5 protein-coding genes are annotated in these 6143 nt (G+C 74.2%); 1 reads left to right on the top strand and 4 read right to left on the bottom strand.

Annotation, left to right across the window (positions count from 1 at the left end):
• From ACFV0O_RS17795 to ACFV0O_RS17780, 4 genes are all read right to left on the bottom strand, one after another.
• Positions 1-278 (bottom strand): ATP-binding cassette domain-containing protein (locus ACFV0O_RS17795; protein ID WP_380342424.1); only part of this gene is annotated, 278 nt, incomplete at its 3' end.
• Between the two features lie 56 nt (positions 279-334).
• The gene (locus ACFV0O_RS17790; protein ID WP_380342381.1) at positions 335-580 is read right to left on the bottom strand and encodes a LapA family protein; all 246 of its coding nucleotides are present in this window, start codon (positions 578-580) and stop codon (positions 335-337) included.
• 246 nt (positions 581-826) lie between these two features.
• Complete coding sequence (locus tag ACFV0O_RS17785) at positions 827-2599, bottom strand: ABC transporter ATP-binding protein (protein WP_380342379.1); 1773 nt, start codon at positions 2597-2599, stop codon at positions 827-829.
• 55 nt (positions 2600-2654) lie between these two features.
• Complete coding sequence (locus ACFV0O_RS17780) at positions 2655-4430, bottom strand: ABC transporter transmembrane domain-containing protein (RefSeq protein ID WP_380342377.1); 1776 nt, start codon at positions 4428-4430, stop codon at positions 2655-2657.
• A gap of 700 nt (positions 4431-5130) precedes the next feature.
• Between ACFV0O_RS17780 and ACFV0O_RS17775 the strand changes: the two genes are divergently transcribed.
• A complete protein-coding gene (locus ACFV0O_RS17775) occupies positions 5131-5994 on the top strand; it encodes an aldo/keto reductase (RefSeq protein ID WP_380342374.1) in 864 nt (287 codons plus the stop codon).
• Positions 5995-6143 lie beyond the last annotated feature (149 nt).

The following is a 6143-nucleotide window of genomic DNA, read 5'->3' as shown; positions in this document are numbered from 1 at the left end:
TGCCGCCCGTTTTTGGGCGCTAACTGTTTCACCGAGTTAAACACCTGCCCGACCTCGCCCCGGCGCGGGGCGCCCCCCGGCCCCCCCGGGGGGGGGGGCCCCCCGTCGATCAGGATGGTGCCGTCCTCGATCGGTTCCAGCCGGTTGATGGCCCGGCACAGCGTGGACTTTCCGGAGCCGGACGGTCCGATGACCACGACGACCTCGCCCCGGCCGACCGTCAACTCGATGTCCTGCAGCACGTGCAGGTCACCGAAGTGCTTGTTGACCCCGCGCATCTCGATCAGCGGCGCGAAGGCCGGAGCGCCGGCGCGGGCCGGCCCGGGATCCGTGGTCACCGGCTGCGCCGCCCCTTCAGCAGCCAGCCGAGCGCCCCACCGGCGATCAGCGTGGCCAGCAAAGTGATCCAGAGCGGCGCGGTGACGGTGAACACCCAGAACTGGATCTTCACCTTGTCGAGGTTGGCGAACAGGAACCACACGGCGAGGACGACGATGACGCCGATCCCGATGTAGCGCGTGGGGATCCCACCGATCTCACCGCGCGGGGAGCGGGAGGAGCCGTCTGAAGTCTTGGTCACCGGAGCAGTCTGCGGGCCTGTCCGCCGATTTGCCCGGTTACGCGCCCTTCCGGGCCAGGGAGTAACCCGCACGGGGCAATCCGACCCCGTGCGGGTTTACCGATCTCTCCCCTCCCGTCTCCCCCCTCCCGTTCCGGGCACGTCCTCCTCCGCTTCTCCGGCCCTCGACCCGACCGCTCCCGAGCCGACCCCTCCCAACCCGGCCCCTCCCAACCCGGCCCCTCCCGACCCGGCTGCCGTCGGCCGCTACCGCTCGTCCCGCCAGGACCGCCAGAGCGCCGCGTACGGCCCGCCGGCCGCGACCAGCTGCGGATGGCTGCCGTACTCGCTGATCCGTCCGCCCTCGACCACCGCGATCACGTCCGCGTCGTGCGCGGTGTGCAGCCGGTGGGCGATGGCGATGACCGTCCGGCCCTCCAGCACCCGGGAGAGCGAGCGCTCCAGGTGCCGGGCCGCCCGCGGGTCCAGCAGGGAGGTGGCCTCGTCCAGCACCAGGGTGTGCGGATCGGCCAGCACCAGTCGGGCCAGGGCGAGTTGCTGGGCCTGCGGCGGGGTCAGCGAGGTGCCCCCGGAGCCGACCTCGGTGTCCAGTCCCTCCGGCAGGGCGTCCACCCAGGCGCCGGCGTCCACCGCGTCCAGCGCGGCCCGCAGTCCGGTGTCGTCGGCGTCGGGCGCGGCCAGTCGCAGGTTGTCCCGCAGGGTGCCGACGAAGACGTGGTGCTCCTGGTTGACCAGGGCCACCTCCGCGCGTACCCGTTCGGCCGGCATCCGTGACAGCGCCGTCCCGCCGAGGGTCACGCTGCCGCGGCCGGGGGTGTAGATCCCGGCCAGCAGTCGCCCGAGCGTGGACTTGCCCGCCCCGGACGGCCCGACCAGTGCGACCCGGCTGCCCGGCGCGACGTCCAGGCTGATCCCGTGCAGGACGTCCGCGCCCTCGCGGTAGCCGAACCGGACGTCCCGGGCCTCCACCCGGCGTCCGTCCGGACGGGCGCTCTCGTCCCCCTCGTGTTCCGGCACCTCGCGCACGCCGACCAGCCGGGCCAGCGAGGCCTGCCCGATCTGCAACTCGTCGTACCAGCGCAGGATCAGGTCCACCGGGCCGGTCAGCATCTGGGCGTACAGCACACCGGTGGTCAACTGACCGACGGTGATCCAGCCCTTGATCGTGAACAGCCCGCCGAGCACCAGGGTGGCGAGCACCGCCGCGGTGTAGACCGCGTCGATGGTCGGGAACCAGACCGAGCGCAGCCACAGGGTGTACCGCTCCCAGTCCAGCCACTCGCGCAGCTTGTGGTCGGTCAGCCCGATCCGGCGGTCGCCCAGGCGCAGCGCCTCGACCGTCCGTCCGGCGTCCACCGTCTCGGCCAGGACGGTGTTCACCGCCGCGTACCCGGCCGATTCGTTGCGGTAGGACTGGGGCGCGCGCCGGAAGTACCAGCGGGACGTCGCCAGCAGCAGCGGCAGCCCGATCAGCGAGGTGAGCGCGAGCAGCGGCGAGGTGACCATCAGCGCGCCGAGCACCAGCAGCAACGACACCACGGCGACGGCGAGTTCGGGCACCGCCTCGCGCACCGACTTGTCCAGCCGGTCGACGTCGGTGGTGCCCCGGGACACCAGGTCCCCGGTGCCGGCCCGTTCCAGCACGCCGGTCGGCAGCGCGACCGAGCGGACCAGGAAGTCCTCGCGCAGGTCGGCCAGCACCCGCTCGCCGAGCACCGCGCCGCGCATCCGCGACCAGCCGGTGAACGCGGCCTGCGCCACGAGCGCCAGCAGGTACCAGGCGACCGCCACCGTGATGGTGGACCCGGCGGTGCCGGTGGCCAGCGACTCGACCAGGCTGCCGAGCACCCAGGGGCCGACGAGTCCGGCCAGCGTGGCCACCGAGTGCAGCGCCACCACCGCGGAGAAGCCGCCGCGGTGCCGCCGAGTGAGCAGCAGCAGGTACTCGCGCACCGCGGCCGGGGAGCCGACCGGCAGGGTGGTGGCCGGCCCCTGTTCCTCGTGGACGGGGGGTTTCATGACGTACTCCTCGTATGCGTGGCGGGGCGGTCGACGAACCGGTTCGAGAGCCCGCTCACACGGCCTCACCCACCGGCTGGGCGGCTTCCTCGTCGCGGGTGACCACGGCCCGGTAGGCCGGCTCGGTCCGCATCAGCTCGCGGTGCCGCCCGGCCGCGACCACCCGGCCGTCGCGCAGCAGCACCACCCGGTCCGCCTGGTCGAGCAGCAGCGGGCTGGTCGCGAAGACCACGGTGGTGCGGCCCGCCCGGGTGTCCCGCAGACCGGTGGCGATCCTGGACTCGGTGTGGGCGTCGACCGCGCTGGTGGGCTCGTCCAGCACCAGGACCGGCGGGTCCGCCAGCAGCGCGCGGGCCAGGGCGAGCCGCTGGCGCTGCCCACCGGACAACGAGCGCCCGCGCTCGGTGATCCGGGCGCGCATCGGATCGCCCGCGCACTCCGGCGAGCCGTCCACCAGGGCCTCCAGCACGTCGTCCGACCGGGCGGCCGCCAGCGCCTCGGCCGCCGGGACCCGCCCCGAGGACGGGATGTCGAACAGCTCGGCCAGCGTGCCGGAGAGCAGCACCGGTTCCTTGTCGTGGACCAGCACGGCCGCCCGCGCCTCGGCCAGCGGCACCGCATCCAGCTCCGTACCGCCGAGCCGCACGGAGGGCAGGTCCGGCTCGTCCTCGGCCCGCGGGACGTGGCCGCCGAGCCGTTCGGCGAGCGCCCCGGCGAAGTCCGGGTCCCCGCAGACCACCGCGGTCAGCTCGCCGCCCCGCGCGGTCAGCCCGCTGGCCGGGTCGTGGAGGTCGGCCTTGGCCGGCCGGGTCAGGGCGGCCCCGGTCGCGGTGCCGGTCCGACTGAGGGACAGCACCCGGACGGCCCGCCCGGCGGATACCCGGGCCACGCTCCAGGCGTGTGCGGCCTCGCCCAGGATCCGCAGTGGCGCGGCCAGGAAGGCGGTCGCGCCGTACACCGCGATCAGGGTGCCGACGGTGAGCTCGCCGGCAGCCGCCAGCCGGGCGCCGTACCAGGTGACGCCGACGACGAACAGGCCTGGCAGCAGCACTTGTTGGGCCTGCATCAGCGACCAGATCCGGGCCGATCGGACGGCCGCCGCCCGGACCTTCTGCGAGGCGGCCCGGTAGCGCTCCAGGAACAGCTCCTCACCGCCGATGCCGCGCAGCACCCGCAGGCCCGCCACCGTGTCGGCGGCCAGCTCGGTGGCCTTGCCGCCCAGCGCGCGCTGCTGCTCGTAGCGCCGCTCGAACGGCCCGATCAGCGGCCAGACGGAGGCGGCCAGCACCGGGACGCCGAGCAGCACTCCGATGCCCAGCACGGGCTCGACCACCAGAACCACCGAACTGACGGCCAGCCAGACGATCACCGCGGACCGGACCCGGGCGATCAGTTCGACGTACCAGCCGATCCGCTCGACGTCCCCGCTGCCGACCGCGACGACCTCGCCGGTGGCGATCCGGCGGGACAGTCCGGCCCCGAGGTTCGAGGCCTGCCGGGACACCAACTGCCGCACCTGACAGGCGGCGTGGATCCAGTTCCAGACCGCCTGGCGGTGCAACAGCACGGTTCCCAGCGCGGCGCCCGCGGCGAGCAGCAGGGCGAGTCCACCGGCCTGCCAGATCCCGTCGGCGTCACCGTCGACGGCGGCCTGCACACCCATCCCCAGCGGTATCGGCAGGGCGGCCCGGCAGCCCATTTCGAGCAGCGCCCAACAGGTGGCGAGCAGCTGCCCGCGCCGCTGGCTGCGCTGCAGCCAGCGCAGGAAGGCGAGGGGCGAGGAGAGGTCGGGACTGCCGGGATCGGCCAGCGGCAGGGGGGTGAGCGGCATGACACTCCGATACGAACGGTGCGGAGGTACAGGGGAACGGGGGAACGAGGAACGGAGCCCCGGGAGGAGGGGGTCCACGGGACGGAAGCGGAGGTGCGGACCGGCACGGGCCGCGCGGCACGCAGACCCCGCCCACGTGGACGGCCCGAGCCGACGGGCGACGGACGCGCGGCGCGACGGCGCGGCAACACCGGGGCGTCCGGAGGTAGCGCCGGCGGCAAACGCAGGCGGGAACGCCGGAGAGCGCCGGAGAGCGCCGGACGGACACAGGAAGGGCACGAAGGGCCCGGGTTTCAGGAGGCCATGTCCGCGAGACTGCCAACCCCGGTGTGACCCCCGCAACAGGTTTTCCGCCGCCGTGTCCCCCACACGGCCCAGCCGATGGCCCACCCACGACCCCCACCCGGCCACCCACGACCCCTGCCCGGTCACCCACGGTCCCTGCCGCCCCCCGCCGCCCGGACGCTCCCGGGCCTGCCCACGGCCGCCCGCGCAGCCCCGGCACGGGCCCGACACGACCCCGGCACGGCCCCGGCACGGCCCCGACCCGGGACGCGCACCCCCTCCCCCGCGCCCCGCCACCCCGGGCGGACCCCTGCAAATCAGCACCCAAGATTCACCCGTTTGGCGGGAACAATCACGTTCCGGTGCCAGTTGCCCACCTCTGGAAATACCTACGACCAGGAGGGCACCCCGTCCCGTGAGCACCATCCCCAGCGTCACCCTCAACGACGGCGCGCAGATCCCGCAGCTCGGCTTCGGCGTGTGGCAGGTCCCGGACGGCGAGGCCACCGCCGCCGTCCGCTCCGCGATCGACGCGGGCTACCGTTCGATCGACACCGCCGCCATCTACGAGAACGAGGCCGGCACCGGCGCGGCGATCGCCGGGGCACTGGCGGGCGGCGTCGCCCGCGAGGACCTCTACATCACCACCAAGCTGTGGAACTCGGGCACCCGCGACTGGTCCGGCGAGCAGGGCCGGGACGCGGTGCTGCGCGAGTTCGACGCCTCGCTGGAGAAGCTCGGCCTCGACTACCTCGACCTGTACCTGATCCACTGGCCGCGCCCGATGCACGGCACCTACCTCAACGTCTGGAAGGCCCTTGAGCAGCTGAAGGCGGACGGCCGGGTCAAGTCGATCGGCGTCTCGAACTTCGGCACCGAGCAGCTGACCCGCCTGCTCGACGAGGCCTCGGTCGTCCCGGTGCTGAACCAGGTCGAGCTGCACCCGTACTTCCCGCAGAAGGAGCTGCGCGCCTTCCACGCCGACCACGGCATCGCCACCGAGGCCTGGAGCCCGCTGGGCCAGGGCGGGGAGCTGCTCGCCGAGCCGGCCCTGGTGAAGATCGCCGGGAAGCACGGCCGCACGGTCGCCCAGGTGGTGCTCCGCTGGCACCTGCAGAGCGGCGTGATCGCCATCCCGAAGTCGGTCACCCCGTCCCGGATCCGGGAGAACCTGGACGTCGCGGGCTTCGAGCTGGACGCCGAGGACCTGACGGCGATCGCCGCCGTCGCCACCGGCAAGCGGATCGGTCCGGACCCGCAGGGCTTCGACTGGAACTGACGCGGGGCCGGGGCCCGGATCCGGGCCCCGGGCAGCCACACGGGCCCGTCGGGGCCCCTCCGCCGGCCATGACGAAGAGCGCCCGCCCCCCAGGAGGGGGGGGGGGGGTGGGGTATAGGGGGGGAGGCCCGCACCGCGGGGCCGGGGCC

The organism is Kitasatospora sp. NPDC059577, assembly GCF_042735475.1.
Lineage (GTDB): Bacteria > Actinomycetota > Actinomycetes > Streptomycetales > Streptomycetaceae > Kitasatospora.
Note: the sequence above shows the minus strand (reverse complement) of the source record. Positions and strands in the feature narration are given on the sequence as shown.

Excerpts from the sequence above, each read along its gene's own strand:
- ACFV0O_RS17785 (WP_380342379.1), bottom strand. The coding sequence starts at position 2,599 with ATGAAACCCCCCGTCCACGAGGAACAGGGGCCGGCCACCACCCTGCCG.
- ACFV0O_RS17780 (WP_380342377.1), bottom strand. The coding sequence starts at position 4,430 with ATGCCGCTCACCCCCCTGCCGCTGGCCGATCCCGGCAGTCCCGACCTC.